Origin of the sequence: Pseudomonas sp. PB120 (assembly GCF_009761815.1) — a bacterium.
Taxonomy (GTDB): Bacteria; Pseudomonadota; Gammaproteobacteria; order Pseudomonadales; family Pseudomonadaceae; genus Aquipseudomonas.
Map to the genome: position 1 here is coordinate 58,949 of NZ_RWIN01000089.1, position 25,443 is coordinate 84,391.

The 25,443-nt window shown below is 60.0% G+C and carries 22 protein-coding genes; 14 read left to right on the forward strand and 8 right to left on the reverse strand.

Annotated elements, in window-relative coordinates:
• Positions 1–13: 13 nt before the first annotated feature.
• Entirely contained in the window at positions 14–1,141 is a 1,128-nt protein-coding gene (locus EJA72_RS17680; RefSeq protein WP_157712710.1) for a Rieske 2Fe-2S domain-containing protein, read from the reverse strand.
• A gap of 367 nt (positions 1,142–1,508) precedes the next feature.
• Between EJA72_RS17680 and EJA72_RS17685 the strand changes: the two genes are divergently transcribed.
• Positions 1,509–2,423 (forward strand): LysR family transcriptional regulator, encoded by a 915-nt coding sequence (locus EJA72_RS17685; RefSeq protein ID WP_157712711.1) that lies wholly within the window; start codon positions 1,509–1,511, stop codon positions 2,421–2,423.
• Between the two features lie 26 nt (positions 2,424–2,449).
• Here EJA72_RS17685 and hrpB read toward each other — a convergent pair whose 3' ends face one another.
• On the reverse strand, positions 2,450–4,969 hold the full coding sequence (gene hrpB / locus EJA72_RS17690; protein WP_157712712.1) for an ATP-dependent helicase HrpB: 2,520 nt from the start codon (positions 4,967–4,969) through the stop codon (positions 2,450–2,452).
• 109 nt (positions 4,970–5,078) lie between these two features.
• Here hrpB and EJA72_RS17695 point away from each other — a divergent pair, with 109 nt between their 5' ends.
• Both EJA72_RS17695 and EJA72_RS17700 read left to right on the forward strand, forming a co-directional pair.
• On the forward strand, positions 5,079–5,498 hold the full coding sequence (locus EJA72_RS17695) for a polyribonucleotide nucleotidyltransferase (protein WP_157712713.1): 420 nt from the start codon (positions 5,079–5,081) through the stop codon (positions 5,496–5,498).
• Between the two features lie 22 nt (positions 5,499–5,520).
• Positions 5,521–6,426, forward strand: a complete 906-nt coding sequence (locus EJA72_RS17700; protein ID WP_157712714.1) for a cation diffusion facilitator family transporter — start codon at positions 5,521–5,523, stop codon at positions 6,424–6,426.
• Here the strand turns inward: EJA72_RS17700 and EJA72_RS17705 are convergent.
• The gene (locus EJA72_RS17705; protein ID WP_157712715.1) at positions 6,411–7,448 is read right to left on the reverse strand and encodes a DUF6515 family protein; all 1,038 of its coding nucleotides are present in this window, start codon (positions 7,446–7,448) and stop codon (positions 6,411–6,413) included. The two genes, EJA72_RS17700 and EJA72_RS17705, sit on opposite strands and share 16 nt — an antisense overlap.
• A 449-nt stretch (positions 7,449–7,897) precedes the next feature.
• Between EJA72_RS17705 and EJA72_RS17710 the strand changes: the two genes are divergently transcribed.
• Both EJA72_RS17710 and EJA72_RS17715 read left to right on the forward strand, forming a co-directional pair.
• Positions 7,898–8,377 carry an Lrp/AsnC family transcriptional regulator gene (locus EJA72_RS17710; protein ID WP_007894448.1) on the forward strand — a complete coding sequence of 160 codons (480 nt, stop codon included), beginning with the start codon at positions 7,898–7,900 and terminating at the stop codon, positions 8,375–8,377.
• A 186-nt stretch (positions 8,378–8,563) separates the two neighbouring features.
• The gene (locus EJA72_RS17715; protein ID WP_157712716.1) at positions 8,564–8,773 is read left to right on the forward strand and encodes a DUF2788 domain-containing protein; all 210 of its coding nucleotides are present in this window, start codon (positions 8,564–8,566) and stop codon (positions 8,771–8,773) included.
• On the opposite strand, the gene EJA72_RS17720 is transcribed toward EJA72_RS17715, so the two are convergent.
• The 4 genes from EJA72_RS17720 to EJA72_RS17735 all read right to left on the reverse strand — a co-directional run bounded on the left by EJA72_RS17720 (position 8,768) and on the right by EJA72_RS17735 (position 15,258).
• A complete protein-coding gene (locus tag EJA72_RS17720; RefSeq protein WP_157712717.1) occupies positions 8,768–9,409 on the reverse strand; it encodes a pseudouridine synthase in 642 nt (213 codons plus the stop codon). The two genes, EJA72_RS17715 and EJA72_RS17720, sit on opposite strands and share 6 nt — an antisense overlap.
• Before the next feature lie 68 nt (positions 9,410–9,477).
• Positions 9,478–10,977, reverse strand: coding sequence for an AMP nucleosidase (gene amn, locus EJA72_RS17725; protein WP_178129409.1), 1,500 nt, complete (start codon positions 10,975–10,977; stop codon positions 9,478–9,480).
• Positions 10,978–11,152: 175 nt separating this feature from the next.
• Positions 11,153–12,799 carry an acyl-CoA dehydrogenase family protein gene (locus EJA72_RS17730; protein WP_157712719.1) on the reverse strand — a complete coding sequence of 549 codons (1,647 nt, stop codon included), beginning with the start codon at positions 12,797–12,799 and terminating at the stop codon, positions 11,153–11,155.
• Between the two features lie 74 nt (positions 12,800–12,873).
• The gene (locus EJA72_RS17735; protein ID WP_157712720.1) at positions 12,874–15,258 is read right to left on the reverse strand and encodes a hybrid sensor histidine kinase/response regulator; all 2,385 of its coding nucleotides are present in this window, start codon (positions 15,256–15,258) and stop codon (positions 12,874–12,876) included.
• Positions 15,259–15,665: 407 nt separating this feature from the next.
• Between EJA72_RS17735 and EJA72_RS17740 the strand changes: the two genes are divergently transcribed.
• From EJA72_RS17740 to EJA72_RS17755, 4 genes are all read left to right on the forward strand, one after another.
• Positions 15,666–16,463, forward strand: a complete 798-nt coding sequence (locus EJA72_RS17740) for a hydroxymethylpyrimidine/phosphomethylpyrimidine kinase (protein WP_157712721.1) — start codon at positions 15,666–15,668, stop codon at positions 16,461–16,463.
• Positions 16,464–16,495: 32 nt separating this feature from the next.
• Positions 16,496–17,119 carry a thiamine phosphate synthase gene (gene thiE / locus EJA72_RS17745; protein ID WP_157712722.1) on the forward strand — a complete coding sequence of 208 codons (624 nt, stop codon included), beginning with the start codon at positions 16,496–16,498 and terminating at the stop codon, positions 17,117–17,119.
• A 17-nt stretch (positions 17,120–17,136) separates the two neighbouring features.
• Positions 17,137–18,420 (forward strand): glutamate-1-semialdehyde 2,1-aminomutase, encoded by a 1,284-nt coding sequence (gene hemL / locus EJA72_RS17750; protein ID WP_157712723.1) that lies wholly within the window; start codon positions 17,137–17,139, stop codon positions 18,418–18,420.
• A gap of 226 nt (positions 18,421–18,646) precedes the next feature.
• Entirely contained in the window at positions 18,647–19,195 is a 549-nt protein-coding gene (locus EJA72_RS17755) for a tetratricopeptide repeat protein (RefSeq protein ID WP_157712724.1), read from the forward strand.
• A 174-nt stretch (positions 19,196–19,369) separates the two neighbouring features.
• On the opposite strand, the gene EJA72_RS17760 is transcribed toward EJA72_RS17755, so the two are convergent.
• Positions 19,370–19,699 carry a DUF1820 family protein gene (locus EJA72_RS17760; RefSeq protein WP_007894425.1) on the reverse strand — a complete coding sequence of 110 codons (330 nt, stop codon included), beginning with the start codon at positions 19,697–19,699 and terminating at the stop codon, positions 19,370–19,372.
• 135 nt (positions 19,700–19,834) lie between these two features.
• Between EJA72_RS17760 and miaB the strand changes: the two genes are divergently transcribed.
• The 5 genes from miaB to lnt all read left to right on the forward strand — a co-directional run bounded on the left by miaB (position 19,835) and on the right by lnt (position 25,279).
• Entirely contained in the window at positions 19,835–21,163 is a 1,329-nt protein-coding gene (miaB, locus tag EJA72_RS17765) for a tRNA (N6-isopentenyl adenosine(37)-C2)-methylthiotransferase MiaB (protein WP_163019395.1), read from the forward strand.
• Positions 21,164–21,403: 240 nt separating this feature from the next.
• The gene (locus tag EJA72_RS17770; protein ID WP_157712726.1) at positions 21,404–22,408 is read left to right on the forward strand and encodes a PhoH family protein; all 1,005 of its coding nucleotides are present in this window, start codon (positions 21,404–21,406) and stop codon (positions 22,406–22,408) included.
• Positions 22,401–22,895 carry an rRNA maturation RNase YbeY gene (gene ybeY / locus EJA72_RS17775; RefSeq protein ID WP_157712727.1) on the forward strand — a complete coding sequence of 165 codons (495 nt, stop codon included), beginning with the start codon at positions 22,401–22,403 and terminating at the stop codon, positions 22,893–22,895. The genes EJA72_RS17770 and ybeY overlap by 8 nt, the downstream gene beginning before the upstream one ends.
• 5 nt (positions 22,896–22,900) lie before the next feature.
• On the forward strand, positions 22,901–23,740 hold the full coding sequence (locus EJA72_RS17780) for an HlyC/CorC family transporter (protein ID WP_045062079.1): 840 nt from the start codon (positions 22,901–22,903) through the stop codon (positions 23,738–23,740).
• 15 nt (positions 23,741–23,755) lie between these two features.
• Positions 23,756–25,279 carry an apolipoprotein N-acyltransferase gene (gene lnt, locus EJA72_RS17785; protein WP_157712728.1) on the forward strand — a complete coding sequence of 508 codons (1,524 nt, stop codon included), beginning with the start codon at positions 23,756–23,758 and terminating at the stop codon, positions 25,277–25,279.
• The last annotated feature ends 164 nt before the right edge of the window (positions 25,280–25,443 follow it).

Below are 25,443 nucleotides of genomic sequence, written 5' to 3' on the forward strand. Positions count from 1 at the left end.
CGAGTGCGGGATGCTATGCATCCGAAGGAGATAGCACTCCATTATCGCTCACCACAGGCTGGCCACTCTTATCAACGCCATGGATATCCAAAAGCCATTGAGCTGTATCCGGTCTCTCTCGAGAGATATAAACTTTTTTGTCAGCAACATCAGCTAAGACTTGGCCACGATCTAAATAAAACTGATCGTACCATCCACGCAGCTGATAGACCGGGCCATCGCCACCACAGAGAATCGGATTATCTACGCGCTTCTTGTTGTCCCAAATACGAAGATCCTGAAAGAAAGTTTCCTGTCCATTAGCAATATACTCAGCAATAATTTTCTGATTTTCCGAAAAAGACACCCCCCCTAACGCTCTGACCTTTATCCCAAAATGCATCATGAATTTATCATGATTAATCGGCACATTTCCGATCATCATTATGCACTCCAACTTGTGCCCCCACATTTCCGCGTCCATGTCCGCTATAACGTAGGAAGGGCCATAGTAATATGCAATACTCCGAAGTGAATCACCGGTGCCAATCAACTGATTGCCGCCCGTTAGCATCTGACAGTAGGTGTGTCCCTCGGAGACATTTATATAACTACTAACCGGGGAGCCGTGAACAGGCTCGAAATGATACACATCAGCAAGATTATCGATAAGCTCACGGCAATTGGTATTGGCTGGTTTACTGATCACCGCCCAATCCGACCATCCATCTTCGCTACAGCATCGATGTGCCGGTATCTTCTGTTCTACGATCGGAGGTTTACCTTCATGATCATGCCAAACAAACAGAAGTTCATTTTCGACCATGCTTTCCCATTGCCGTATCCTCGCCTTTGGTGGGATTTTTTCGCAATAAGGGATCTTCTCGCAATGCCCACCATCACCCCACTGCCACGAGTGAAACGGGCACTCCAAAGTATTACCCTTGACCGTTCCGTTGGCCAGATTTGCTCCCATATGCGGACAGTAAGCATCGAACACCCTAACGTTCCCATCCTCTCCCCGAAAAGCAACAAGCTCTGTCCCAAACGCCTCAAGAGAGGTTACTTGTCCTTGCTTTATATCTCGCTCAAGCCCAAAACAGTGCCAGCCACGAGCGTAGCGGCTCGGCAACTTCGAAATAATCCGCGCAAATTCAACCATCTAACTTTCTCCCTGTTAATGATCCATATATTGCTTGCAGCTATCGGCGCTATGGCACGTTAAAGCGATGATGACCCAGTGTAAATGCTTAAATTTGCATCTTAGAGTGCAAATTTGCACCTAGCAGTTATGTAGTTTAACGGCTAAGGATTGGCGCGTCCGTCTAGGCAAGCTTCTCTGTGGGTCTGCATGCGCATCACAAGGTATTCGAGGGTATCGAGAGTTTACAACTCGGGCTTCCGCCATGATCTCAATGATTTCTTCCCATTAGAAAAGTTCTAAACGCTTAAAGCACCAGTGGAACTGTCTGGTAATATTCGAGCGACTTTCAACATGTAACAAGAATCATTACTACAAGGAAGGAGAAATGAGAATGCTCGATTGGGATGATCTACGCTTTTTTCTCGTCGCCGTTGACTTTGGTTCTTATCAAAAAGCAGCAAAAGCTTTGGGGGTCAATCGAACCACGGTAGGTCGCCGTGTAGAAGAGCTTGAAAAATGCGTCGGCAGCCCCCTCTTCAGACAATCAGCATCGGGTTACCACCCGACTGAAGCCGGGCTTGAGGTTTTAAAGTGTGCACGGCAACTTGAAAAACATATCGCCCAGCTCACCAAGGCACTCGTTAAAAATAAAGAATCAGTGGAGGGGCACGTTCGTGTTGCTATCGCAGCAGAACTAGGTAGCGACTTGCTTCCCGAGGTTATGAAATTTCAACAAAAGTATGCTGAAGTCACAGTTGAAATTCTGATTGTGTGCGACCCCGTGATTGCCTTGACCCAACGCAAAGCGGACATTGCATTAGGCGTCCTAAGGTCAAAGCCTGAGTATTTGTCAGGGCGTTGTCTCGGTGGATTGTCACGCGCAGTTTACGGTGCTGCAGGTGCCTCCCATCCAAGCGTGGACTCTGCTCAGTTAAACTGGGTTGGATGGTCCGAGAGTATGAAGGGATGCATGCTGGCGAGCTGGATGAGCAGCAACGTCAAGGAAAATGCCCGAATCGCCAGTTGGGTCGATTCCTGGGCGGCACTTAAAGCAGCTACTCAAACAGGAAACAATGTCGCTGTTATGTGGCAAGCATTCGCTGAACCTGACCAGGGGCTTGTTCAGTTACCAGGCTTCGTCACGGGGCAAGGGGCTGATCTTTGGCTTCTATCCCTTGAAGCCATGCCTCTTGATGCCTGCAAGCAAGAGATGTTCGAGTTCCTGTCCTCATGCTTGAAGCAAAAACTCACCAATGGACCAGGTTTCATCCCTGCTGAACCAGCCTTACATCACCGTTGATGCGACTTGAAGCGGTGGTTGTGCATTCAGGACTTTCTGGGCTTGGCTCTAGCGGTTGCCTCCGCCACCAGCGGATCATCCGGCCAGTAATGCTTCGGATACCGCCCCTTCAAATCCTTCTTCACTTCCGCATAGGTACTCCGCCAAAAATTGGCCAGGTCCTGCGTCACCTGCACCGGCCGGCGTGCCGGGGACAGCAGGTGCAACTTCACCACTTGCCGGCCGCCCGCGATGCGCGGGGTTTCGGCCAGGCCGAACAGCTCCTGCAATCGCACCGCCAGAATCGGTGGCTGCTCGCTGTAGTCCAGACGAATCGAGGACCCTGACGGCACGCTCAAATGATGCGGCGCCCATTCGTCCAGCCGTTGCGGCAGCGGCCACGGCAGCAGGTTGTGGACGATGCTCGACAGGTCCAGATTGGCGAAGTGGCTGAGGCGCGAGACTTTGCCCAGATACGGCATCAGCCAGTGTTCAAGATTTTTCATCAGCGCGGCATCGCTGACATCCGGCCACTCACTCTCGTTTTTGCTGCCCACGTCCAGCTGACGCAGCAATGCGACCCGCGCCTGCCACTGGCGCAGCTCCGGGGTCCAGGGCAACAGCTCAAGGCCTTTGCGCCGCACCAGGTTCACCAGTGCCTGACTGCGGGCGGTTTCATCGAGCCCGGTCAGCGGTTCGCGGCTGAGGACCAACTCGCCGACCTTGCGCTGACGCTCGGCGCGCAACACGCCTTCGCGCTCGTCCCAATCCAGTTGATCGACCACCCGCACTTGCTCGGCCAGCACGGAATCGAACAGCGCCGGATCGAAATCCGTCGCCAGGTAAATCCGTTCTTCACGCTGCCCCTGGCGGCTGCCGAGATCGGCGATCACCAACCAGGGCTGTTTCATCAGGCTGTCGGCTTCGGCGAACAGCGCGGCACGCCCGTTGGCCAGGCGGTATTCCGCGCCACCGGCTCGCCGCTGCTGGGCGACACGGTCGGGATAGGCCAGCGCCAGCAAGGCGCCGAGCCAGCGCGGGTGATCCGGATCGCTGACCGGTTCCGACGCCTTGCCGCGCAGGTAACCGCGATACTGCCGCGCCAGTTGCCGGGCCCGCTGCACACCGCTCTGGGCACCGCGCGCGGCACGCTCTTCACCCGACAACAGCACCAGTCGGCTGTGCAGATCGGCGCCGCCACCGCGCAAGATATCCCGCTCGCCAAGCAGGGCGGCGACATCGCAGGCCATCGGCGCCAGCCCGAGTGCCTGGCCGCGCAGCAGCAAATGGGCGATGCGCGGATGTGCCGGCAGTTCGGCCATGGCCTGACCGTGGCGGGTCAGCGTTTCACCGTCCAGTGCGCCCAGGCGATCGAGCAGGTTTTGAGCCTGTGCATAAGCGGCAGCGGGCGGCACGTCGAGCCACACCAGTTGCGTCGGCGTCACGCCCCAACGACCGAGTTGCAGCGCCAGGCCGGCAAGGTCCGCCGAGAGAATTTCCGCACTGGCGTAGGCCGCCAGTTGCTCGTGCTGATCCTGCGACCACAAGCGATAACACACGCCCGGCTCCAGCCGCCCCGCACGGCCCGCGCGCTGCGTGGCGCTGGCCTTGGAAATGCGTTGAGTGTCGAGGCGGGTCATGCCACTGCCCGGATCGAAACGCGGGACTCGCGCCAACCCGGCATCGATCACCACGCGCACGCCGTCGATGGTCAGGCTGGTCTCGGCGATGTTGGTCGCCAGCACCACTTTGCGTTTGCCCGCCGGCGCCGGATCAATCGCCGCGCGTTGCGCCGCCAGGTCCAGTTCACCGTGCAACGGGCAAAGCATCACCGGCGTGCCCTCCCCCAATGCATCGGCCAGTTGTTGATGCACGCGGCGGATTTCGGCCTGCCCCGGCAGGAACACCAGCACGCTGCCGGTCTCGTCATTCAAGGCGTCGAGAATGGTTTGCACCACTCGCGGCTCGATGAATTCTCCTGACTGGAACGGTCGGCCCCAGCGCATCGCCACCGGGTACATGCGGCCTTCACTGCGCAGGATCGGCGCGTCGTCGAGCAACCCGGCCAGGCGCTCGCCTTCGAGGGTTGCCGACATCAACAGGATTTTCAACGGTTGATCGTCACGAAACAGCTCCCGGCCATTCAGGCTCAGGGCCAAGGCCAGGTCGGCGTCGAGGCTACGTTCATGGAACTCGTCAAAAATCAGCAAGCCCACGCCTTCCAGCGCCGGATCATCCTGCAGGCGCCGAGTGAGAATGCCTTCGGTGACCACTTCGATACGGGTAGTGGGGCCGACTTTGCTGTCGAGCCGAATGCGATAGCCGACGGTCTCGCCAACTTTCTCCCCCAGCTCACTGGCCAGGCGCTCCGCTGCCGCCCGTGCCGCCAAGCGACGCGGCTCCAGCATCAGAATGGTCTGCCCGGCCAACCAGGTCTCATTGAGCAAGGCCAGTGGAACGCGGGTGGTTTTACCGGCGCCGGGCGGTGCTTCGAGCACGGCTTCGTGGCGTGTCGCCAAGGCTTCACGCAGCGCGGGTAAAACTTCATCAATCGGCAAAGAAATCATGCTGGCTCCCAAACAGAGGGCCGAGTATAACGGCGAACTGCCTGGCGTTAATCACGGTCCTAATTCATACAGACGCCTATTCGTTTTGAGATGACCAAGGAGATTTCCTATGCGTGTTCCCTTTCGCCTGATTGGCGGTGTGCTGATTGCAACCCTGCTAACCCAAGTAACGGCCTGCGGATCGATCTTCTATCCCGACCGCCGTGGCCAGATTGACGGCAAGATCGACCCGGCCATCGCTGCGCTGGATGCCGTAGGCCTGCTGTTTTACATCATCCCCGGCTTGATCGCGTTTGCGGTCGACTTCGCCACCGGCGCGATTTATTTCGAACCGGGCAAGACCGCTCAGGTCGCTCCGGAAAAACTCAAGGAAGCCATCGGCGCCGATGGAAAAGTCGATAACCACAAGTTGCAGACTATTCTGGAAACCGAGCTGGGCCGCAGCTTCCCGCTGGATGACCCACGGTTGATCCAGCACAAGGGCAGCACTCAGCAATTGGCCATGTTCGGCTTGCAGCCTGCGGCATAACGCACAAGGAAAACCCGGCCCCATGATTTCAAGCTCCGAACACGCCCGCCTGCTGCGGCTCGCCACCCGCGCCTCGGTGGCGGTGGCGTGCACACTGGTCGTCGCCAAAGCCATTGCCTGGTGGTTGAGCGGATCGGTGAGCATGCTCGCCGGGTTGACCGACTCGGCGCTCGACGGCGTCACTTCGCTGCTGAATTTACTGGCGGTGCATTACGCCTTGCGCCCGGCCGATGACGATCACCGTTACGGGCATGGCAAGGCCGAGTCGCTGGCGGGCATGGCTCAGGCGCTGTTCATTGGTGGCAGTGCGGTGCTGATTGCGTTGCAGGCGTTTGATCGGCTGCAGCATCCGGAACCGGTGGGGGCGCCATGGATCAGCATCGGGGTGATCGTGTTCTCCCTGGTGCTGACCCTGGCCCTGCTGATGTTGCAACATCGGGTGGTCAAGGCGACCGGCTCCAACGCGGTGCGCGCCGACTCGCTGCACTATCGTTCGGACATGCTGCTCAACGGCAGCATTCTGGTGGCGCTGGTACTGGCCGGGTTTGGCTGGAACCAGGTGGATGCGTGGTTTGGCCTGGGGATCGCGGCCTACATTCTGTGGAGCGCGATCCAGATCGCCCGCGAGAGTTTTACCGTGTTGATGGATGAAGAGCTGCCAGCGGATGTCAGTCAGCACATGCTCGAACTGGCGTGCAGCGTGCCGGGCGTTCTGGGCGCGCATGACCTGCGCACGCGTGTTTCCGGCAACCAGTGGTTCGTGCAGTTGCACCTGGAATTGCCGGGCGACCTGACCCTGTCAGTCGCGCACGGCATCAGCGACCAGGCCGCCGATGCCATTCACGCCGCCTACCCGCGAGCCGAGGTGCTGGTGCACGCCGACCCGCAGGAAGTGGTGCTGGCCGCCAGGGCTCAGAACGTGACCTGATAACCGCGGCTGGCCAGGCAGTTCCCCTGGGCTTGACGGTAGGTTTGCACCACCGACGGGTCCGGTTGATAGGTGGCCGTTCGCGGATCGAAGCCACTTTGCTGCACCGCATATTGATAGCACTCGTAACCGTCCTGGCTGACTTGCTCCTGCGATTGACCGTTCGCCGGGTAAGCCGTCACGTCGTAGCCATTGCTGACTGGTTGCGGCTGCGGTTGCACGGGCGGCTCGACCACCACGTAATCCTGAGAGCTTTCCTGATAGGCGTAATACGACCCCGCCGCCAGGAACAACAGCGCACCGCCGATCCACACTTCACGGGCGTAATCGGGCAGGTAACTGACGCGGATGCCGCGCGGTGGTTGAACCACTACATAACGCGGGCCTTGCGGGCGATACCAATAGCCGCCGGAGTAGAAGTAGTCGCGACCGCCATAGGGCACGCGGAATTCACGATCCGGGAAACGGTCGACCATTTGCCCGGGACGATACTGCGGGCCGGGCCCCCAGCCGTTGCCGTGCCCATCCGGGCGACCGGCCCAGCGATGATCGTCCGGGCGCGGGCCATTGTTCTGCCAATGCGCGTTGTTGTCGTTGCGCCGTGGCACGTCCTGGTAGTAACCACGCTGGGGTTGCTGGGTCTGGCGCACGGTGTCGGGCCGGCCCTGGATCGGCAGGTCGTTGGCCGGCAGCTGCGGCGGTGGGGGTGGCGGGCGGACCGGACTGTTGTAGTCGTGCGGTTGCCGGTTTTGCTGATTCTGCCCGTTGTGCTCGAACTGACGGCTGTTGTCGCCGCGAATGATGTCATTGTTCTGCGGGCGAGGCTGATTCTGCTGTTGCTGCCCGTTTTGCGGACGCGGCTGATTGTTGCCACCGTGCCCCTGATTGTTCCCCTGGTGGCCATCCCACCCGTGTTGCCCGCCATCGGGGCCACGGTTTTGCGGCTCATCGGCCAGCGATTGCGCAGTGACACTTACACACAGCAAACCAACACCGGCCAAACGCCAGATGCGCGACTTCATGCTTTTCCTCACTGCGGGTTAGGGCCTGTACGTAAGACTGGGAAAGCACAGGCCGGTTCTGCTACAGGTTATCAGTCGCGCAACTTATTTATTGAGGGACACTTTTTAAAGGGCATGAAAAATCGCGGGCAAAAGAAAAGGGAGACCCGTCGGCCTCCCTTTGAGAACTTCGTCCGTGCTCGACGCTTATGACGTCGGCTCACCTCACGCCGTCTTCTGGACAGTGTGTAGCTCGGGGGCCGGCGCATCCCCTGTGGGGAGTGGCGGCCGCGACTGGCCTGATTGGGCGAGCCGCTGTGGACTGTTTGTCCGAGCAGTGATTCTGGTGATAAGAATAGGCCTGCGGCGCCGGCAGAGGATTGCGAAGATTGCTCAAATAAACATTACTTGCGCAATTTTTAACCCTGGATAGATAATCTGCCGCAATAGTTATGACAAAGGCCTGATTGATGAGCAAACTCGACCGATACGACTTGAGCATTTTGGCGGAATTGCAGCGTGACGCGCGCATCTCCAACCAGGAATTGGCCGAGCGCATCGGCCTGTCGCCCTCGCCTTGCTCGCGGCGGGTCAAGCAACTGGAAGACGACGGCTACATTACCCGTCAGGTCGCCCTGCTCGACCGCAAAATGCTCGGCCTGAGCCTCACGGCGTACGTGCTGATCGGCATGGACCGCCATACGCCGGAGCGGTTCGAGAATTTCGAAGCGGCGATTCGCACCTTGCCGCAGGTGCTGGAATGCAGCCTGGTGACCGGGATGGACGCCGACTATCAGCTCAAGGTGGTGGTGCCGGACATGGATCATTATCAGAAATTGCTGCTGGGGCATCTGACGCGAATTGAAGGGGTGACAAGTGTGCGGTCGAGTTTTGTGCTGAATCAGGTACTGAACAGCACTGAACTGCCGTTGACTCATCTGCGCAGCTGAAGACGCCATCGCGAGCAGGCTCACTCCCACAATTGACTGCATTCCCCTGTGGGAGCGAGCCTGCTCGCGATGGGGCCGGGACAGGCGACGAATAGCTGCGACACACCGCCGCAGGTCCATGCTGCGCCATTATCCCATGACGTATACTCCAGCGCCTTTTAGCCCCGCCCGCGCTGGAGATACTCAATGGATCCTGCAGTTTTTGAAGAGTGGATGATGACCGGACTGGTTACCATCCTGATCATTTTCATGGGTTTCATCGTTTGGGATCTGGCGAAGAAATCCAAGGCCGGGCGCTTTGGCTCGTTCATCCTGTTCTTCGTGCTGGGCCTGGGTGTCGCTGCTTTTGTGATCAAAAGCGTGGTGATCGGCCTGATCGAATCCGGCTCGTTATAAACGCGCCGGCACTTCTTTCCACTGGCCCTGATCGAGCCCTTCGATCGACCAGTCACCGATTTTGACCCGCACCAACCGCAAGGTCGGCAAGCCGACCGCCGCCGTCATGCGCCGGACCTGACGGTTGCGCCCCTCGCGAATCACCAGCTCCAGCCAACTCGTCGGCACACTTTTGCGAAAGCGCACCGGCGGGTTGCGTGGCCACAGTTCCGGCTCGTCCAGCTGCCGTGCCTCGGCCGGCAAGGTCATGCCGTCATTCAGCTCGACGCCCTCGCGCAAGCGCTGCATCTGCTCGGCGCTCGGTTCGCCTTCTACTTGTACCCAATAGGTCTTGGCCAGTTTGTGCTTCGGGTCGGCGATCCGCGCTTGCAGCTGGCCGTCATTGGTGAGCAGCAGCAACCCCTCGCTGTCGCGGTCCAGCCGACCTGCCGGGTAAATCCCTGGAATCTCGATGTAGTCCTTGAGCGTCGCCCGGCCTTCGCCGTCGCTGAATTGCGTCAGCACATCGAACGGTTTGTTGAACAAAATCAGCTTCGGCTCGGCCGGTGGCGCTTTGGCGACACGGCGCGGGGCTGAGGACGATGGCGCAGGCTTCGCGCCAGGGCGGCGGGAAACGGGACGTGGAGGACGAGGCATGGCGAAGAGAACATCTAACGGTCAGGGCTGCCAATGCTAGTGCCCCGACCGTCAAATGACCATGACTGTTAGCGGAACGGCGGCTCGTCGAAGCTGCGCAGTTTGCGCGAGTGCAACGAGTTGAGTTCGGTGCGTAGCAGATCCACCGCCTCGATGCCGATCTTCAAGTGCTGGCTGACCGCGCGCTCGTAGAAGGCGTTGGCCGAACCCGGCAGCTTGATTTCACTGTGCAACGGCTTGTCCGAAACACAGAGCAGCGTGCCGTACGGCACCCGCAAGCGATAACCCTGCGCGGCGATGGTGCCGCTCTCCATGTCCACCGCAACCGCGCGCGACAGGTTGATCAACGGACGCTCCTGCGCCCAGCGCAATTCCCAGTTACGGTCGTCGTAAGTGAGCACGGTGCCGGTGCGCAGGCGTTTCTTCAGTTCATCGCCCTTCTCGCCAGTGATGTTGGCCGCCGCTTGCTGCAACGCCATCTGCACTTCCGCCAGGGCCGGGATCGGAATGTTCGGCGGCACAACCCGGTCGAGAATCCCGTCACGTCGCATGTAAGCGTGAGCCAGCACGTAGTCGCCAATGGTCTGCGACTGACGCAAGCCACCGCAGTGGCCGATCATCAGCCAGCAATGCGGACGCAGCACGGCCAGGTGATCGGTGATGTTCTTCGCGTTGGACGGGCCGACGCCGATGTTCACCAGCGTCACGCCGTGGCCATCGTTGGCAATCAGGTGGTAAGCCGGCATCTGGTAACGATGCCAGACCACACCCGCCGCAATCGCCGACGCTTCGCCGTGGTCCATGCTCTTTTCGATGATCACGTTGCCCGGCAGCACCATGCGCACGAAACGCGGGTCGCTGCGCAGTTGCTCAAGGCCATGAACGATGAACTGATCCACATAACGGTGGTAGTTGGTCAGCAGAATCCAGGGCTGCACATGACGCCAGTCGCTGCCGGTGTAATGCACCAGGCGGCGCAGGGAAAAGTCCACTCGCGCAGCATCGAACAGGGCCAACGGCAGCGGGTCGGTGTTTTCCCAATCGTACAGGCCATCGGCAATGCCGTCGGTCGCGGCCGACAGGTCGGTACTCGGGAACACCCGCGCCAGCACGGCGGCGGTCACGCCGGAGCCGGCCAGCTCATCGCCCTGCTCGACCACGTAGGGGTAAGGAATGTTCTGCTGGCTGACGCCCACTTCGACCGTCACGGTGAAGTCGTGCATCAAGGGAACCAGTTGTTCCAGCAAGTACTTACGGAACGCCGCCGGATGGGTGACGGTGACGCTGTAGGTCCCCGGCAACTGGACCTTGGCGTAGGCGCGCGTGGTTTGTGGGACTTCGCCCTGGCAGTGGTAGGTCAGACGCAGTTCAGGATAACGAAACATCGCACGCTGTTCGGCGTCCGGCTCTACACGGTCCTTGAGGTAGAGCTTGAGCGCCTGGCTCAGCGCTGTGGTTGCACGATTGTGCAAGAGCGCAAGCCGGTCCACGGCTTGCTCGGCGGTTTGAACGATAATAAAAGCTTCGGTCACGATCAGCATCCTGTGTTCTGACTTGCAGGCCTTCATCTTGCCTGCAACAGCGTCGGACGGGAACAGTGGCGTGTTGATACATGAATGCCCGGAACCCCCCGGATCCAATGTAGGAGCGAGCCTGCTCGCGATGACGGTATGTCAGTCAATGAATAAGTTGACTGTCAGTCCGCTATCGCGAGCAGGCTCGCTCCTACAGGGGCGGTGGTGTTTATAGGGGCGGGGTTGAGCGGGCGACAATCGCTTCCACATTCAATCCTCGCGGCAACGCGCCATAGACGCGACCAGCGGCACCGAGCCGGCTGGCGATGAACGCATCACTGACCGTCGCATTCCCCGCTTCCAGCAACAGCTTGGCCTGAAGCCCCAAGGCGATGTCTTCAGTCAATTGCCGGGCGCGGTACTGAATGTCGCCGGTGTCCTTGAAGGCGCTCTGCAATTGTTGGATGTGCGCCGCCAGCCGCTTGTCGCCATGCCCGTCACCCAATTCACTGAACAACACATCCAGTACGCCCGGTTCCTTCGACAAGGCGCGCAGGACATCCAGGCATTGCACGTTCCCCGAACCTTCCCACGTCGAGTTGACCGGCGCTTCTCTGTACAGGCGCGGCAGAATGCTTTCTTCAACATACCCTGCACCGCCCATGCATTCGGCGGCTTCGTTGATCATCGCGGGCGCACGTTTGCAGATCCAGTATTTGCCCACTGCAGTGACCAGTCGCGCGAATTTGGCCTCGTGTTCGTCATCCAGATAATCCAGCGCCCGGCCCATGCGCAAGCTCAAGGCCAGCGCGGCTTCGCTTTCCAGGGCCAGGTCGGCCAAGACGTTCTGCATCAGCGGCTGCTCGCTGAGCAGTTTTCCGCCGACCGTGCGATGCGCGCAGTGATGGCTGGCCTGGGTCAACGCCTGGCGCATCAGTGAACTGGAGCCAACCATGCAATCGAACCGGGTCATGGCGACCATTTCGATGATGGTCGGGACACCCCGCCCTTCTTCGCCGACCATCCACGCCAGCGCACCGCGAAATTCCACTTCGCTGGAAGCATTGGAGACGTTGCCCAGTTTGTTCTTGAGCCGCTGAATGTAGAACTGATTGCGCGTGTCATCCGGGCGATGGCGCGGCAGCAGGAAACAGGTCAGCCCCTTGTCCGTCTGGGCCAGGGTCAGGAAGGCATCGCACATCGGCGCCGAACAGAACCACTTGTGGCCCACCAGTTCATAGGCCTGACCCGGACCGCTGGCACCGACCGGATAGGCCTTGGTGGTGTTGGCGCGCACGTCGGTGCCGCCCTGTTTTTCGGTCATGGCCATGCCGATCGTGACGCCGGCCTTGTGGGCCATGCCGACGTTGCGCGGGTCGTATTCGGTCGAAAGAATCTTCGGCAGCCATTGCTCGGCCAGGTCCGGTTGCAGGCGCATGGCCGGAACGCTGGCGAACGTCATGGTCAGCGGGCAACCGCTGCCGGCTTCGGCCTGGCTGTGCAAGTAGGTCATGGAGGCGCGCGCGACATGCGCGCCGGACTGTGGATGCGCCCATGGCAACGAGGTCAGACCATGCTCGACCGCCGTGCGCATCAGCTCGTGATACGCCGGGTGAAATTCCACCAGGTCAATGCGATGACCAAAACGGTCATGGCTGCTGAACACCGGCTTGTTTTGATTGGCCAGGAATCCCGCTTCCATCAGCGGTCCGCCCGCCAGTGCGCCATACGCATCGATCCGCGACTCGGCCCAACCGGCCCCGAAACGCCGCGACCACTCCTGCAACGGCAGGTCGATGCGATACAGGTTGGTGCCGTCCAGCGACGGTGGCTGGTTGGTGACTTCGTGGGTTTCGGCGAACTGATGCAGGTTCATGACAGGGCTCCTTTGGTCAGCCAAGGGACTTCAGTTAAGCACCGCTCCCAGGCCGATCAAAGTGTCATATCTGCCTAACTGCCGGCGCTTTCACCCTGCTCCGAACACAGCACCCGGCGATAGAGCGCTGCCTGCAAATCCTCGAATTTCACCGGTTTGTTCAGATGGTCGATCATCGCGCCAGTCGGGCACTGCTCCCGCTCCGAGCTCAGGGCTAGCAAGAACACCGGCAATTCGGCGCAGCCCGGCAAGGTGCGGATCTGGCAGCACAGCGACACCCCGTCCACGGCGGGCAATTGGCAATCCAGCAACACCGCGTCGAAAGCTTCACGTTGCAGACAATCCAGCGCCGCGGTGCTGCTGTCGGCGGTGCGCACCCGGAACCCAAGCTTGAGCAACATGCCGCGCATCACCAATTGATTGATGCCATTGTCATCCACCAACAGCACCGTGCAATCCTGAGGCAGTCGCAGGCGCGGGAAGTCCCGCGTCATAAACGGTGTTGGCGAGCGCTCAATCACCGGCAGCTCGAATTCGACATCCAGCTGGAAGCGGCTGCCGCGTCCCGGTTCAGAACGATGAGTCAGGCGACCGCCGAGCAATTCGACCAATTGCCGGCAAATCGCCAGGCCGACGCCCAGGCCGCCGTATTCGCGCGTCATCGAACCGTCGAGCTGGAAGAAGCGCTGGTACATCGTCGCCTCTCCCAGGTCGGTGAAACCGATGCCGGTGTCGATCACCGCAAAGGACAGCGCCAGGCGGTTGTTTTCCAGCGGCTTGCCCGTCACACGCAACGCCAGACCGCCGACCTTGGTGAACTTGATGGCGTTGTCCAGCAGGCATTCCAGGCACTGCGCCAACTTGGCGCTGTCGCCGTGCAAGCGATCCGGCAGCCCTTGTGTCACTTCGACTTTGAAGTCCAGGGACTTGCTCGACGCATTGCCCTGGAACTGCGTGCGCAACGCTTCAACCACGCCGCGCAAACTGAAGGCGTCCGCCGAGGCCTTGAGCTTGCCGGCCTGCAGTTCGGTCAAGGTCAGGATGCCATTGACCATGCGCATCATGTCCCGCGCCGAACCCGCCGCCGTTTGCTGATATTGCTCCAGCTCCGGGTCCATATCGACGGTTTGCATCAGTTCCAGCGAGCCGATCACCCCGTTCATCGGCGTGCGTAGCTCGTGGGTCAGCGTGGCGAGGAATTCGTCCTTGAGCTTGTTGCTGCGGGCCAGTTGCTGATTGAGCACTTCGAGCTTTTGACCGGCATCGAACAGGGTCTGTGCCTGCTGCTCACGCATGGCGTTGATGCGGTCGGCCAGGGCCAACGACAACAGCGCGACTTCGATGGCCGAGCCAATCTGACTGGAATACATGGTCAGGAACACATTCGGCAGGTAACCCAGCACCATCAGCGTATTGATGATGCCGCCGAGCAGAAACGCCGACCAGGCAATGATGAAATAGCGTGCCACCCGCAACCCGCGCAGCCAGGCAAAAATCCCTGCGGTAAAAATGACCACGGTGAACGTCAGCGCCAATGCCGTCGCCAGTCGCAGGGCCAGGGCGTAACTGGTCATCAGCGACAACCCGACCACCACCGCACCGAACGCAATCAACGCCAATAGCAAGCGGTCGAGCCAGCGGCTGTAGGTGCCCGTCTGCAGGAAACTGCGCGCGAACTGACTGCCGAACAACCCCGCACAACCAATGAAGAACGGCGTCGCGGCGTTGGCCCACCAGGGATTGTCCGGCCAGAAATACTGCACGGCCGCGCCATTCACCGACAGCTGGTACAAACCGAACGAGGCGATGTAGAAGATGTAATAGAGGTAGCTGGTGTCGCGCACGCTGAGGTAGATGAACAGGTTGTAGACCAGCATCCCCAGCAACACGCCATAAATCAGCCCGAGCACATAGAGCCGCACCGGTTGCTCTTCGAGGTACGCGGTGCTCGACCACAACGTGACCGGCGCCTGGATCGAGCCTTCGCTTTGCAGGCGCAGGTACACGGTCTGCGTTTGGCCAGGGGCAAAATTCAGATCAAACAGGTAATTGTTCTGGCGGATTTCCCGCGAGGCGAATGGCAACGCATCGCCGGTCTGCCGGGCCAACTGAAAGTCACCGGCCGCATTGGGCAAGTAAAGGTCAAGGTGATCAAGGGGTGGGTAAGCCAGCTCCAGCAGCCAGGTGCGTTGCGCCGACGGGTTGGTGGGGCGGTACTGAAGATCGATTTTTAGCCAGAATACTGAGCGCGAGTAACCCGCGTTGAGGGTGTCTTTGTGATGGGGTTTGAAGTTTCCGGCCGCCGCTTGCGCGCGGATATCCGCGATGGTCGCCTGACCACCCGCGTCTTCGAACACTTGCAGGTTCCGGCCCAAGGGCAGGCTTTGAGTGTACTCATCGAACTCGACAGCGCTCGCCAAAAGGGGCAAACACAACAGCAACATCAGCAAATAGCGCATTGAAGCCCCAGCGTGGCCTGTCCGGTTCTGTCAGGAAGCCCCCCATTCCGTTTGAGTAGACGTAAAACCGGTATCACCTGTTATTAGTTTGGATCCACTCTAGCATAGCCGTTGATGGCCATTGAACACCATAGAAATTTTTCCTACAAAGGCTCTAGAACGGGCGTTTCAGCGCCATCCATTGAGTTAGAGCTGTTAACTAACACAGATTGTGAAACCCCGATGCGACCTACTGATACCTGTGGCGAGGGAGCTTGCTCCCGCTGGGCTGCGCAGCAGCCCCCAATAGTCACAAAAGCACGACTGCTTCGCAGCCGAACGGGAGCAAGCTCCCTCACCACAATGTATCGGCCAGACTGGACGTCCCTACACCCGAAAAACGATGTTTGGTGGTAAGCTCGCGCACCATGAATATCTACAGCTCTCGCCCCGTTGTCCTCTGTCTCTCCGGCCACGACCCAAGTGGTGGCGCCGGCTTGCAGGCAGATATCGAAGCCCTGCTCGCTCAGGGTTGTCATGCGGCCCCGGCCGTCACCGCCCTGACCGTGCAAGACACGGTCAACGTCACTGACTTTCGCGTCCTCGACCGTGAGTGGGTATTGGCCCAGGCCAATGCCGTACTCAACGATTCCGACGTCGCGGCAGTGAAGCTGGGCATGCTCGGTTCGCTGGAAATGGTCGACACCGTCGTCGAACTGCTGACAGCGCACCCGCACTTGCCAATGGTCTGCGACCCGGTGCTGCGCGCCGGCGGCGGCGGACGACTGGGCAAGGATGAAGTCGGCTACGCCATGCGCGAACGCCTGCTGCCCCTGGCCATCATTGCCACCCCAAACCTTCCTGAAGCCCGCATCCTCGCCGAACTGCCAGAAGGCACCGCCGACGAGTGCGCTGAAAAACTCCTGCCGTACGTCAAACACCTGCTGATCACCGGCGGCCACGGCGATGAACACGAAATTCACAATCGCCTGTACAGCCGTGACGGTCTGCGCGAAACCTACACCTGCCAACGATTGCCCGGCAGTTACCACGGTTCGGGTTGCACCCTGGCCAGCGCCCTCGCCGGCCGTCTGGCCCAGGGTGAAAATCTGGTCAGCGCCGTGCAGACCGCGCTTAACTACACGTGGCGCACCCTGCGTGATGCGGAGCAACTGGGCAAAGGCCAATTCGTACCACGCCGCCTGCCGCTGGATTTCTGTTCGTAACTTTCTTTAAGCATTGCGGTGAGGCTTGTCCGATGAAACTACGTGGCCTGTACGCCATTACCGACAGCCAGTTACTGGCCGGTAAATTTCTTTCGTACGTGGAGGCGGCGCTGGAAGGCGGCGTCACCCTGCTGCAATACCGCGACAAAAGCAGCGACGAGGCCCGCCGCCTGCGCGAGGCCGAAACCCTGCGCGACCTGTGCGAACGCTACAAGACCCAGCTGATCATCAACGACGATGCCGAACTGGCCGCGCGCCTTAACGTCGGCGTGCACCTGGGCCAGACCGACGGCCCGTTGACCCCGGCCCGGGCGTTGCTCGGTCGTCAGGCGATCATCGGTTCGACCTGCCACGCGCAACTCGAACTCGCCGAGCAAGCGGCCAAGGAAGGCGCCAGTTATGTCGCGTTCGGCCGCTTCTTCAACTCCAACACCAAACCCGGCGCGCCAACCTGCAGCCTCGAACTGCTCGACAAGGCCCGCAGCCAATTGCACTTGCCGATTTGCGCGATCGGCGGCATCACCCTGGACAACGCCGCCCCGCTGGTGGCCCACGGGGTCGATTTGCTGGCCGTGGTTCATGGCCTGTTTGGCGCCGACAGCGCCGCTGAAGTGACACGCCGCGCCCGCGCCTTTAACGAATTGTTCAAATCCTGATTTTTGAGAGCCCGATCATGTCTCGTTCCGAAACCCTGTTTGCCAATGCCCAGAAACACATCCCCGGCGGTGTGAATTCGCCTGTTCGCGCGTTCAAAAGCGTTGGCGGTACGCCGTTGTTCTTCAAACACGCCGAAGGCGCCTACGTCACCGACGAAGACAACAAGCGTTATGTGGATTACGTCGGTTCCTGGGGCCCGATGATCCTCGGCCACAGCCATCCGGACGTGCTGGACGCGGTGCGCAAACAGCTTGAGCACGGCTTGTCCTATGGCGCGCCGACCGAGATGGAAACCCAGATGGCTGATCTGGTCTGCTCGATCGTACCGTCGATGGAAATGGTGCGCATGGTCAGCTCCGGCACCGAAGCAACCATGAGCGCAATCCGCCTGGCCCGTGGTTTCACCGGTCGCGACAGCATCATCAAGTTTGAAGGTTGCTACCACGGTCACTCGGACAGCCTGCTGGTCAAGGCCGGCTCCGGCGCCCTGACCCAAGGCGTGCCGAGCTCGGCCGGCGTACCGGCGGACTTCGCCAAACACACCCTGACGCTGCCGTTCAACGACATCGACGCGGTGGACACCATGCTCGCCGAAGTCGGCCAGAATGTAGCGTGCATCATCGTCGAGCCGGTGGCCGGCAACATGAACTGCGTGCCACCGGCACCGGGCTTCCTCGAAGGCCTGCGGACCCTGTGCGACAAGCACGGCGTGGTGCTGATTTTCGACGAAGTGATGACCGGTTTCCGCGTCGCCCTCGGCGGTGCTCAAGCGCACTACGGCGTGACCCCGGACCTGACCACCTTCGGCAAAATCATCGGCGGCGGCATGCCGGTCGGCTGCTTCGGCGGCAAGCGCGAAATCATGTCGCGCATCGCGCCACTGGGTCCGGTCTATCAGGCGGGTACCTTGTCGGGCAACCCGTTGGCAATGGCCGCCGGCCTGACCACGCTGCGCCTGATCAGCCGTCCGGGTTTCCACGCCGAGCTCAGCGATTACACCAGCCGCCTGCTCGATGGCCTGCAACAACGCGCCGATGCCGCAGGCATTCCTTTCGTGACCACCCAGGCCGGCGGGATGTTTGGCCTGTACTTCAGCGGCGCCGACGACATCGTGACCTTCGATGACGTGATGGCCAGCGACGCGGCCCTGTTCGGCCGTTTCTTCCACCTGATGCTTGAGGGGGGCGTGTACCTGGCACCAAGCGCATTCGAAGCCGGGTTCACCTCGATCGCTCACGGCGAAGCCGAGTTGAAACTGACCCTGGATGCCGCCGAACGCGCATTCGCTGCCTTGAAATAACGCTAGACCCGCTGACGTTGGCGATTGCCGACGTCAGCTTTTACCTACACTCCGGCCCCTTTTCCTACTCATCTGCCAATAATCTCCCGCAAAGTGGGCGATATATTTCCCGCGCAGCAGAAAAACGAGTAAAGACTTTGTAAGGTTGGCCCTGCTTATTTCATAATGCGCGCTACTTGGATCCCCTCGATGGGTCCGCGCGCCCTTCAGAGGTAAGTCGATTCCCATGAACCGCACCGGCCGCGCCCTCGCATTGGGCTGCCTGTTGCTCCTTCAGCCCTTGCTCGTAGAAGCAGGCGGCAACTCGTTGTTAATCCCAGCGATGGGTCGCTGCACCCTCAATACTCAGCCGCAAGACCTGGCTCAAGCACTCGCCGCCTGCCAGAAAGCGTCGGATGAAGGGGATTCGCAAGCGCAATACGAGTTGGGTGAATTCTATTACGACGGTAAAAATACACCGCGCGACCTCAATAAAGCCCTGAGCTACTTCGAAAAGGCCTCGTTGCAAGGTCATGCCCAGGCACAGTTCAAACTCGGCACCATGTTTTTCCACGGCGAAGGTGTACCAGCCAATAACATCCAGGCGTACATCGTGCTGAAAATGGCGGCGGTCAATGGCGCGGAAGATGCGCTGGACACGGCTGACGAAGTGGCCGAGAAAATGCCTCGCGAAGAACTTGAGATAGCGACCCAGGTACTGGGGCAGATCTTTCGTAAATACCTGATGGAACTGCAAAGCGCGGATGGGCGTACGCCGTTTTCGCCACTTCCCTGAGAGCAAAACACCCCCTGTGGCGAGGGAGCTTGCTCCCCCTCGGCTGCGAAGCAGTCGCAAAACCGGAGAACTCGGTGTGCCAGAACAACGCTGAGTTAGATTTCAGGGCCGCTTCGCGCCCCAGCGGGAGCAAGCTCCCTCGCCACAGAAAGCTTCTCACCTCAAAACCGCTACTTACTTCTCAGGCATCGGCATCGGGAACGGCATCACATTGCCGACCGCGCCACGGGCTTCGCTGATTTTCGGCGTGCCCAAGCGCTCGACTTCGTCGATGCGCACAATCGAATGCATCGGCACAAAACTGCGCACCACGCCTTCGAACTGAGCCTTGAGCTTCTCTTCGCTCGGGTCGACGACCACTTGCGTGCGCTCGCCAAAGACGAACTCTTCCACTTCCAGAAAACCCCACAGATCACTTTGATAGATCTGCTTGGCGTACATTTCGTACACCTGGCCCTGGTTGAGGAAAATCACCTTGTAGATTGGAGCTTCACGTTTGGTCATGGTGGGCGAGCAACACATCGGGGGATAAAAATGAGGGCGCGAACTATAGCATAGCCGCCGGACGCACAGCGGTAGGAACCTTGGGACATGTTCCCTATAATGCGCGGTTCTTTGAATCAGGTGATGACTGTATCCATGGCCAAGAAGCTTTACATCGAAACCCACGGTTGCCAGATGAACGAGTACGACAGCTCGCGCATGGTCGATCTGCTGGGTGAACACCAGGCCCTGGAAGTCACCGCGCGTGCAGAAGACGCCGACGTGATCCTGCTCAATACCTGTTCCATTCGCGAGCGCGCCCAGGACCGGGTGTATTCCCAGCTGGGCCGCTGGCGCGAATTGAAACTCGCCAACCCGGACATGGTGATCGCCGTCGGCGGTTGTGTGGCCAGTCAGGAAGGCGCCGCCATTCGTGATCGCGCGCCGTACGTGGACGTGGTGTTCGGCCCGCAAACCCTGCACCGCCTGCCGGAAATGATCGACGCCGCACGCGCTACCAAGCTGCCGCAAGTGGATGTCTCGTTCCCGGAAATCGAAAAATTCGACCACTTGCCCGAGCCGCGCATCGATGGCCCGAGCGCTTATGTGTCGGTGATGGAAGGTTGCAGCAAGTACTGCACGTTCTGCGTGGTGCCCTACACCCGTGGCGAAGAAGTCAGTCGCCCGTTCGACGACGTGATTGCCGAGATCATCCACCTTGCCGAAAACGGCGTACGTGAAGTGACGTTGCTGGGACAGAACGTCAACGGCTATCGCGGCGCTACGCACGACGGTCGCCTGGCGGACCTCGCCGAACTGATCCGCGTGGTGGCCGCGGTCGACGGCATCGACCGGATTCGCTACACGACCTCGCACCCGCTGGAATTCTCCGACAGCTTGATCCAGGCCCACGCCGAGGTGCCGGAACTGGTCAAACACCTGCACTTGCCGGTGCAGTCGGGTTCGGACCGGATTCTGTCGGCAATGAAGCGCAATCACACCGCGCTGGAATACAAATCCAAGCTGCGCAAACTGCGCGCCGCCGTGCCGGGGATCTGCATCAGCTCGGACTTCATTGTCGGCTTCCCCGGCGAGACTGAGAAAGACTTCGAGCAGACCATGAAGCTGATCGAAGACGTCGGCTTCGATTTTTCCTACTCGTTCGTCTACAGCCAGCGCCCGGGCACTCCAGCAGCAGACTTGGCCGACGAAACGCCGGAAGCGCTGAAAAAAGAGCGCCTGAATGCGCTGCAACATCGTCTGAACCAGCAAGGCTTCGAAATCAGCCGACAAATGGTCGGGTCGATCCAGCGGATCCTGGTCACCGATTATTCGAAAAAGGACCCCGGCGAACTGCAAGGCCGGACCGAGAATAACCGGATCGTCAACTTCCGCTGCGACAATCCAACCCTGATCGGCCAGTTTGCCGATGTGCACATCGACGCCGCACAGCCGCACTCGCTGCGTGGCTCGCTGATTCAGTAAGACACGGGCTTTTGTGGCGAGGGAGCTTGCTCCCGCTGGAGTGCGAAGCGCTCCCAATAACCCGCAGGTTATACCCGGCTGACGGCCTTGCGACTGCTTCGCAGTCGAGCGGGAGCAAGCTCCCTCGCCACAGGTATGAAGTGACTGTCAGACATTGGTCTGTTTAAGAGCTTTCGCACCCGCCTCACTGGCGTTATCCTTGATTTCATCTTAATTGCCCCAGGGCGGCTAAATACGACCTTGAACGCACCCATAGAACCACATCGTTTTATCCTCGAGCCCTTTGAGGCTCGCCGCTTCGCCAATCTGTGCGGGATGTTCGACGAACACCTGCGCCTGATCGAGCAACGCCTGACCATCGAGATCCGCAACCGCGGAAACCAGTTCGAACTGATCGGCGACCCGAAGCACACCACCTCCGCGGAAAACCTCCTGCGCCGCTTGTACCGCGAGACCAAGGGTACCGAGCTGTCGCCAGACCTGGTTCACCTGTTCCTCCAGGAATCGGCCGTCGAAGAGCTGGACACTGTTTCGCCTTCCGAACCCTCCGTAGCCCTGCGCACCAAAAAAGGCATGATTCGCCCCCGCGGCTTGAATCAGCTGCGCTACGTGAAGGAAATCCTCGGTAACGATATCAACTTCGGCATCGGCCCCGCCGGTACCGGCAAGACCTACCTGGCCGTTGCCTGTGCCGTGGACGCGCTGGAACGCGAGCAGATTCGCCGCATCCTGCTGGTGCGCCCGGCGGTCGAAGCTGGCGAAAAACTGGGCTTCCTGCCCGGCGATCTGTCGCAAAAAATCGACCCTTACCTGCGCCCGCTCTACGACGCACTCTACGAGATGCTCGGCTTCGAATACGTGGCCAAGCTGATCGAGCGCCAGGTGATCGAAGTGGCACCGCTGGCCTACATGCGCGGTCGCACGCTGAACAACAGCTTCATCATTCTCGACGAAAGCCAGAACACCACCGTCGAGCAGATGAAGATGTTTCTGACCCGGATCGGCTTTGGCTCAACGGCGGTCATCACCGGTGACATTACCCAGGTCGACCTGCCAAAAGGCACCAAGTCCGGGCTGCACCATGTGATCGAAGTGCTCAAAGACGTGCCGGGCATCAGCTTCACCCATTTCATGCCCAAGGACGTAGTGCGCCATCCGCTGGTGCAGCGAATCGTCGAAGCCTACGAGCGCTTCGAGAACCGTGTGGCCGACGAGACGCCAAAGGATAGCCGCCGCGATGCTTGAGCTTGACCTGCAACTGGCTACCGAAGCGTCCGCCCCCAGTGAAGCCGAATTCCGCCAATGGTGCGAGCTCGCACTGCGCCAGCGCACTGCCGACTCCGAAATGACCATTCGCCTGGTCGACGAAGAGGAAGGCCGCGAGCTGAATCACACCTGGCGGCAAAAGGATTACGCCACTAACGTTCTGTCGTTCCCCGCCGATGTGCCTGACGAATTTCTGGATATCCCGCTTCTGGGCGATCTGGTGATCTGCGTGGCCGTGGTCGAGCGCGAAGCCGCCGAACAGGGCAAAGCACTGAACGCCCATTGGGCACATCTGGTCATTCACGGCTGCTTGCATCTACTCGGTTACGACCATATAGATGACGACGAAGCCGAAGAAATGGAAGCACTGGAACGAACGTTGCTTGCCGAGTTGGGCTATCCCGATCCGTACGCGGACGACGAAATTGAAACATCCCCTATCGTTACAACAAAGGATTCAGAGTAATCGCTATGAGCGAAGATCGATCGAGCAACGGGCAAAAGTCTTGGCTGGGTAAACTGACCCAGGCTTTTGCCCACGAGCCGAAGAACCGCCAGGAGCTGCTGGAGCTGCTGCGCGACGCACACCAAAACAAGTTGCTGGACAGCGAAGCGCTGGCCATCGTCGAAGGCGCCATCCAGGTTGCGGACCTGCAAGTACGGGACATCATGGTCCCGCGCTCGCAGATGATCAGCATCAAGGCGACCCAGACACCCCGCGAGTTCCTGCCGGCCGTGGTCGACTCGGCCCACTCCCGCTACCCGGTCATCGGCGAAAGCCATGACGACGTGATGGGCGTGCTGCTGGCCAAGGACTTGCTACCGCTGATCCTCAAGGAGAACGGCGACAGCTTCAACATCAAGGACCTGCTGCGCCCGGCCACTTTCGTACCCGAGTCCAAGCGCCTGAACGTGCTGTTGCGTGAATTTCGCGCCAACCACAACCACATGGCCATCGTCATTGACGAATACGGCGGTGTGGCGGGCCTGGTGACCATCGAAGACGTGCTGGAGCAAATCGTCGGCGATATCGAAGACGAACATGACGTCGAAGAAGACAGCTACATCAAGCCGCTGCCCAGCGGTGATTTCCTGATCAAGGCCCTGACGCCCATCGAGAACTTTAACGAGTTCTTCGACAGCGAGTTCTCCGACGACGAGTTCGACACCGTTGGCGGCCTGGTGATGAGCGCGTTCGGACACTTGCCAAAACGCAACGAAATCACTGAGATCGGCCCTTATCGCTTTCGCATTTTGAATGCCGACAGTCGGCGGATTCATTTGCTTCGCCTGACGCCAATCGCCCGGTAAACACTAAGGATTGAAATGCATCGTATGACCCGCCCCGGCTGGCCCGGTAACCTGCTGGCCGTGGCGGCCGGTGCACTCACCACCCTGGCGTTGGCGCCGTTCGATATCTGGCCGCTGGCATTGCTGGCGGTCGGTTTCTTCTATGCCGGTTTGCGCGAACTGAATCCCCGTCAGGCCCTGGGCCGTGGCTGGTGTTTCGGGTTCGGCCTGTTCGGCGCCGGCACCAGCTGGATCTACTACAGCATTCACCACTTCGGCGGCGCTTCCGTGCTGCTGGCCGGTTTCCTGATGCTGATTTTCACGGCGGCGATCGCCTGGTTCTTCGCCCTGCCCGCCTGGCTGTGGGCACGCTGGTTGCGCCGCAACGAAGCGCCGCTGGCCGATGCCTTGGCGTTCGCGGCCTTGTGGGTCGGCCAGGAAGCGTTTCGCGGCTGGTTTCTCACCGGTTTCCCGTGGCTCTATTCCGGCTACAGCCAGCTCAACGGCCCGCTGGCCGGGCTCGCGCCAGTGGGCGGCATGTGGCTGGTGTCGTTTACCCTGGCCCTCACCGCCGCGCTGATCTACAACGCTGCGCGCCTGGTCAAGACCGGCCGCAAAGGATTTATCGCCGCTGGCGTGTTGCTGCTGATCGGGCCATGGGTCGTGGGCATGGCGCTCAAAGGTCACGCCTGGACCAGCCCGGCGGGCGCACCGCTGACCGTCGCGGCGATTCAGGGCAACGTCGAACAAAGCATGAAGTGGGACCCGGCGCAGCTCAACGCACAACTGGCGCTGTACCGCGACATGAGCTTCAGCTCCAAGAGGGTCGACCTGCTGATCTGGCCGGAAACCGCCGTCCCGGTACTCAAGGAGTCCGCCGAGGGCTACTTGAACATGATGGGGAATTTCGCCGCAGAGCGTAAGTCCGCGCTGATTACCGGCGTACCGATTCGCCAGGAAGTTCGCCACGAGAAACGCTTTTTCAACGGCATCACGGTCGTTGGCGAGGGGGACGGTACGTACCTGAAGCAGAAGCTGGTGCCCTTCGGCGAATACGTGCCGCTGCAGGAAATGCTGCGCGGCTTGATCGCCTTCTTTGATCTGCCGATGTCGGACTTTGCCCGCGGCCCGGCCGATCAGCCGATGCTGCAGGCCAAGGGCTATCAGATTGCGCCGTTCATCTGCTACGAAGTGGTGTACCCGGAGTTCGCTGCCAGCCTCGCCGCACGTAGCGATTTGCTGCTGACCATCAGCAACGACACCTGGTTCGGCACCTCCATCGGCCCGCTGCAACACGTGCAGATGGCACAGATGCGTGCGCTGGAGGCCGGGCGCTGGATGATCCGCGCCACCAACAACGGCGTCACCGGTCTGATCAATCCATTCGGCCAGATCACCACCCAGATCCCACAGTTCGAGCGCGGCATTCTGTATGGCGAAGTGGTGCCGATGCACAATCTGACGCCTTATCTGGAATGGCGTTCGTGGCCGCTCATCATCCTGTGTGTGCTGTTGTTTGGCTGGGCGCTGGTCGCGAGCCGGATGGCCAAAACCGTGTGAAGCAGACAAACACTGAATCAAGGGCGCTCTTGTGGCGAGGGAGCTTGCTCCCGCTGGGCTGCGAAGCAGCCCTGAATTGCCTGTGACAAAAAGAATTCATATGCAGTGATTACGACCGCTGCGCGGCCGAGCGGGACGGTGCGGCGATCCGACAAGCTCCCTCG

Coding starts and splice junctions, on each gene's coding strand:
- EJA72_RS17680 (WP_157712710.1), bottom strand. CDS start 1,141: ATGGTTGAATTTGCGCGGATTATTTCGAAGTTGCCGAGCCGCTACGCT.
- EJA72_RS17685 (WP_157712711.1), top strand. CDS start 1,509: ATGAGAATGCTCGATTGGGATGATCTACGCTTTTTTCTCGTCGCCGTT.
- hrpB (WP_157712712.1), bottom strand. CDS start 4,969: ATGATTTCTTTGCCGATTGATGAAGTTTTACCCGCGCTGCGTGAAGCC.
- EJA72_RS17695 (WP_157712713.1), top strand. CDS start 5,079: ATGCGTGTTCCCTTTCGCCTGATTGGCGGTGTGCTGATTGCAACCCTG.
- EJA72_RS17700 (WP_157712714.1), top strand. CDS start 5,521: ATGATTTCAAGCTCCGAACACGCCCGCCTGCTGCGGCTCGCCACCCGC.
- EJA72_RS17705 (WP_157712715.1), bottom strand. CDS start 7,448: ATGAAGTCGCGCATCTGGCGTTTGGCCGGTGTTGGTTTGCTGTGTGTA.
- EJA72_RS17710 (WP_007894448.1), top strand. CDS start 7,898: ATGAGCAAACTCGACCGATACGACTTGAGCATTTTGGCGGAATTGCAG.
- EJA72_RS17715 (WP_157712716.1), top strand. CDS start 8,564: ATGGATCCTGCAGTTTTTGAAGAGTGGATGATGACCGGACTGGTTACC.
- EJA72_RS17720 (WP_157712717.1), bottom strand. CDS start 9,409: ATGCCTCGTCCTCCACGTCCCGTTTCCCGCCGCCCTGGCGCGAAGCCT.
- amn (WP_178129409.1), bottom strand. CDS start 10,977: ATGAAGGCCTGCAAGTCAGAACACAGGATGCTGATCGTGACCGAAGCT.
- EJA72_RS17730 (WP_157712719.1), bottom strand. CDS start 12,799: ATGAACCTGCATCAGTTCGCCGAAACCCACGAAGTCACCAACCAGCCA.
- EJA72_RS17735 (WP_157712720.1), bottom strand. CDS start 15,258: ATGCGCTATTTGCTGATGTTGCTGTTGTGTTTGCCCCTTTTGGCGAGC.
- EJA72_RS17740 (WP_157712721.1), top strand. CDS start 15,666: ATGAATATCTACAGCTCTCGCCCCGTTGTCCTCTGTCTCTCCGGCCAC.
- thiE (WP_157712722.1), top strand. CDS start 16,496: ATGAAACTACGTGGCCTGTACGCCATTACCGACAGCCAGTTACTGGCC.
- hemL (WP_157712723.1), top strand. CDS start 17,137: ATGTCTCGTTCCGAAACCCTGTTTGCCAATGCCCAGAAACACATCCCC.
- EJA72_RS17755 (WP_157712724.1), top strand. CDS start 18,647: ATGAACCGCACCGGCCGCGCCCTCGCATTGGGCTGCCTGTTGCTCCTT.
- EJA72_RS17760 (WP_007894425.1), bottom strand. CDS start 19,699: ATGACCAAACGTGAAGCTCCAATCTACAAGGTGATTTTCCTCAACCAG.
- miaB (WP_163019395.1), top strand. CDS start 19,835: ATGGCCAAGAAGCTTTACATCGAAACCCACGGTTGCCAGATGAACGAG.
- ybeY (WP_157712727.1), top strand. CDS start 22,401: ATGCTTGAGCTTGACCTGCAACTGGCTACCGAAGCGTCCGCCCCCAGT.
- EJA72_RS17780 (WP_045062079.1), top strand. CDS start 22,901: ATGAGCGAAGATCGATCGAGCAACGGGCAAAAGTCTTGGCTGGGTAAA.
- lnt (WP_157712728.1), top strand. CDS start 23,756: ATGCATCGTATGACCCGCCCCGGCTGGCCCGGTAACCTGCTGGCCGTG.